This window comes from Maribacter sp., from assembly GCF_049667165.1.
Classification (GTDB): domain Bacteria; phylum Bacteroidota; class Bacteroidia; order Flavobacteriales; family Flavobacteriaceae; genus Maribacter_A.
The window spans coordinates 1-4,347 of sequence record NZ_JBATHS010000101.1 but is presented as its reverse complement, the minus strand read 5'-3'; the positions used below and the strand labels follow the sequence as shown (position 1 = coordinate 4,347).

The following is a 4,347-nucleotide window of genomic DNA, read 5'->3' as shown; positions in this document are numbered from 1 at the left end:
AGCCTATCGCGAAAAGGCCATGATGTCCAAAAACAAATAACTGGAGGTCAATTTGTTTGCTCAATAAAATTATACGCGTTTAAAAAGCCACATGTTTTGGAATGCTCCTGAAAATGAAGCCGAGAGTGGAGTATGCTTAGCGCCTAAATAATATAGAATCTTATTCCATGGCTTTAAGTGTATAAGACCTAACCCAATCGTAATAGGTCGTGTTTTTCGAATCATCGGCCAACTCCTCCGGGGTTGGGGGATCTTCCCAATTATAGGTCTCTGTGACCAAATGCATATACATAGGACGGTAAAAAGGATCTTCCCTCACGGCCGTACTTGGATGTATCGTATATACATATGTACCGTCCAGATAAAAATGGAGTGTCTTGGCATCAACCCACCAACAACCATAGACATGATAAGCTTCATTCGAAGGTGGCACTATCTTTGCCCCTGGACCTGGAGCCGAAATATAATTTTCCTTCCCATCACAAGGGGTGTCAATAAAATGGGCATTGGACTTCATTGTCTCCCTGAAATCCCCAGCCCTTTTTTGTTGGCCGACAATTTCAACAATATCCAACTCTTGCTGTTCGGTTATGCATCCTTCTGTCATCCGTTTGTTCTTCATCCAAAAAGTAGATGACATTGATATTCCCGAAGCTTTAATTCTGGCTTCATAGTACCCATAATGGGCATCTTTGGCCACGGAGGCAACTGCTCCCCCGGCTATGTTATAGATACTATCCCCTTCCAATACCGAATTCTTTATTTTAAGATTGCCTCCTCCAACTGAAACAGAATACTCCCTAAAAGTAGCTGGTGGTCTGCCGTTGACCCAATAAGGGGAACGGTCATACCATTTTGTCGAATCCAAATCGACCCCGTTAAACTCATCGGTAAATTTCTCATTGACTACCCATTTATATCCATCGGGTGGTTCAGGGGTTTGTGAATGACCTATTGATCCAAATAGAATTATAATCAGAAATAATTGCGTTTTCATAGTTTTTGTTCTTTCGTTTCGTTTAAAAGGCTCCTACCTCTATTTTTAATAGGGTGGATGGATCCGCACCCAAGTCCTTACTTCTTTGTGAAGGCAGTGACCCGCCTATATATAGGGTGTATTCCCCTTTTCTCAAAACCATTATACCTTCATCATTGTACTGATTGAAACTGGCCTCTGTAAGTTTGAATTCAACAGCTTTACTCTCCCCAGCAGCAAGCTTAATGCGTTTAAAAGACTTAAGGTCATAGATTGGATCTTGGACCCCCGCTGATGGTGAACTGATATATAATTGCACCACTTCCTCGGCATCGGTGTTTCCAATATTGGAAACCTCAACACTAACAAGGTAATCTTTGGATACTTGAAGGTTTTTATACTTAAAATTGGTGTACGACAGTCCGAAACCGAACGGATAAAGGGGTTCTTCAACCATATATTTATAGGTTCTGCCCTTCATGCTGTAATCTTCATAAGCTGGTAATTGATCCGCGGATTTAGGGAACGTAATCGGTAATTTTCCGGAGGGCGAAACATTACCGAAAAGAACATCCGCTACAGCATTTCCTCCCTCCTCACCCGGATACCAGACAAATAAAACGGCATCAACGATATCATGGATTTCCGGAATGGCAATAGGGCTACCTCCTGTCAATATGAGAACAAGCGGTTTAGAGTTGCCTTCCTTTAATTTCTTTAAATAATCAATCTGATTCTTAGGCAAGGTTAAATTTGGCCTATCGCCTTTGGTGTCAGACGCAATGGACTCCCCTTCTTCCCCTTCCACTAAGGGTGAAATTCCCATCACCGCTATACAGGCATCCGCACTTTTGGCCTCTCCTGTTGACCAGTCAATCGGGTTCACATTATCCCTGAATGGAAGCACTCCTGACTTATAGTTAATACTGGTTCCTGGACTGACCTGCCCGACAATTCCATCTAAAATTGTCTGCGTATTACTGGTAACCCCATAATAGTTCCCGAGAAGTACCTCTTCATTCGCCGCGTTGGGACCCACGACATATAACGTTCTAATATCTTTTTTCAAAGGGAGTACATTATCCTTGTTCTTTAATAGCACTATGGATTTCTGGGCGGTCTCCCTTGCCAATTGCCTGTGTTCCTTTGAATCTATTACAGAGGCATTTATGCTATCATAAGGGTTTGTCCCAAGAGGATCGAACAATCCCAATTTAAAACGGGTCCTGAGATTTTCCTTTAATCTTTGATCCAATAATTCTTCGGTGACCAATCCTTGCTTAATGGCATTCCCTAAAACGGCATAAACATTGCCACAATTGACATTGGTCCCGTTCTTTAAAGCCAAGGCGGCGGATTCCTCAGGTGTATTGGTCACCTTATGATAGGCATGAAAATCATTGATCGCGCCACAATCTGAAACTATATACCCCTTAAAACCCCAGTCTTTTCTAAGTATTTCCTGTAATAAATACGGACTGCCGCAACAAGGCTCTCCTAAAGTTCTATTGTACGCTCCCATTATACCCTCAACATTAGCCTCTTGAACCAATGCCTTAAAGGCGGGTAAGTAGGTCTCATGGAGGTCTTTTTTTGAAACCACGGCATCAAATTCATGTCGAAGTTCCTCGGGTCCGGAATGCACGGCATAATGTTTAGCACAGGCGGCCACCTTCATGTAATTGGAATCATCTCCTTGCAATCCCTTAACAAAAGAAACCCCTATTCTACTGGTTAAAAAAGGATCCTCCCCATAGGTCTCCTGGCCCCTGCCCCATCTTGGATCCCTAAAGATATTCACGTTCGGGGACCAGAAAGTTAAACCGGAATACCTACTTCTGTTATTTATTTTAATGGCTTCGTTATACTTTGCCCTGGCCTCATCCGAAATGGCAGTGGCGACACGCAGGACCAAGTCCTCATCAAAGGTGGCCGCCAAACCTATTGCCTGGGGAAAAACAGTTGCCCTTCCGTTGCGTGCCACTCCGTGTAGGGCTTCGTTCCACCAGTTATATTCCGGTATTCCCAATCGTTCTATAGGCGGACAAACATCCAACATTTGGGATATTTTCTCGTCTAAGGTCAGCTCATTGACCAAGGCATTTATTCGTACATCCATACTTAGACCCGTATTCTCCCATTCATAGGTGAAAGAAGGTGTTTCTGGCACAATTTCATCTGATTTACTTTTTGGTTGACAACCAATTAAAAGTGCGGTTAATAGTATGGTCGTAAATTTTGTAGAAAATACCATGTTGAGTTTTATAGGATAGTTAAATAAGCATAAAATTAACGATTACTATTGCAAGGGAATATGACAATTGTTTTATTAAGGACCACAAATGATTAACCGATAATTATTGGAGGTAACACCGGACGATTTATTTTTCAACCATAATCGTAATGAATCAATTACAAAGTGAAAAATCAACCCCCAATTAAACGGTTAATTTCACTTTGGGTGTACTCTAATGCCTTAAGAAGTTCTTCAATTTTCAATTCATCTTCCAAACTGGAGGTAAATACTGAAACCGCCAAAACCGCAATTAGATTTGAATTCTTCAATCCAATAGGAATGCCAATATCCGTGATGCCGCTCGTCAGTTTACTTTTGGCAACTCTATATCCTTTCTGCTCAATTTCCTTTACGGAGGCCAAAAATTGTTCTTGTTCTTTGTCATTCCACTGAACATAAAATTCATCCCTTGCCAAAATTGCCTCACGATCTGTTTCTTCATACCTCGATAACAATACCCGACCCGACGTGGTCATCGAAAGAGGAAAATGCGTGCCTTCTTCAATTGATAATGATACCGCACTTGGGCTTCTGGTCTGGGCAATGATCAATAATCGATCATTGTCCAGAATACTCAGATGACAAGATTGCCTTGTGGTTTCCGATAATTCCTGCATCGGGTAAAGTGCCACACGCTTGAGCTCATCAAAAGGAGTATGTCTGTGCGATAAACTGTACATTTTTAAGGAAAGTCTGTATTTACCTGCATTACTTCCCCTGAGCAAGTACCCTCGTTCTTCCAAGCAAATAAGCATTCTATAAATCTCACTAGGGGTTCTATTTATCCCTTGCGCGATTTCGGCTTGGGACAAGGGAACCCCCACTTCCGATAAATGTTCCAAAATATCCAAACCTTTATCCAGCGCGGGGGCATTATACTTGGTTGTTACTGTTTCAGCCATGGTCAAAAATAGTGTAAATACTTTTCGGTAAAAAGGTATTCAAATATTTTGAATATTCATATATAAAATTCATATTTGTATATGAATTTTTAATTGAACCCTTATGGCGAATCCCTTACTTGGTACCTTAATTCACGCAATAGGTGGCGTTGCAGCCTCTACCTGTTATGTAC

General features: G+C 41.6%; 3 protein-coding genes. All 3 read right to left on the bottom strand.

The window, feature by feature from the left end:
- Positions 1 to 160: 160 nt before the first annotated feature.
- Entirely contained in the window at positions 161 to 997 is an 837-nt protein-coding gene (locus WBM98_RS05530; protein ID WP_424365031.1) for a family 16 glycosylhydrolase, read from the bottom strand.
- A 22-nt stretch (positions 998 to 1,019) separates the two neighbouring features.
- Positions 1,020 to 3,230: a glycoside hydrolase family 3 C-terminal domain-containing protein gene (locus tag WBM98_RS05525; RefSeq protein WP_424365030.1), complete on the bottom strand. Its 2,211-nt coding sequence runs from the start codon at positions 3,228 to 3,230 to the stop codon at positions 1,020 to 1,022.
- A gap of 173 nt (positions 3,231 to 3,403) precedes the next feature.
- Complete coding sequence (locus WBM98_RS05520; protein ID WP_424365029.1) at positions 3,404 to 4,174, bottom strand: IclR family transcriptional regulator; 771 nt, start codon at positions 4,172 to 4,174, stop codon at positions 3,404 to 3,406.
- Positions 4,175 to 4,347: the final 173 nt, after the last annotated feature.

Coding starts and splice junctions, on each gene's coding strand:
- WBM98_RS05530 (WP_424365031.1), bottom strand. CDS start 997: ATGAAAACGCAATTATTTCTGATTATAATTCTATTTGGATCAATAGGT.
- WBM98_RS05525 (WP_424365030.1), bottom strand. CDS start 3,230: ATGGTATTTTCTACAAAATTTACGACCATACTATTAACCGCACTTTTA.
- WBM98_RS05520 (WP_424365029.1), bottom strand. CDS start 4,174: ATGGCTGAAACAGTAACAACCAAGTATAATGCCCCCGCGCTGGATAAA.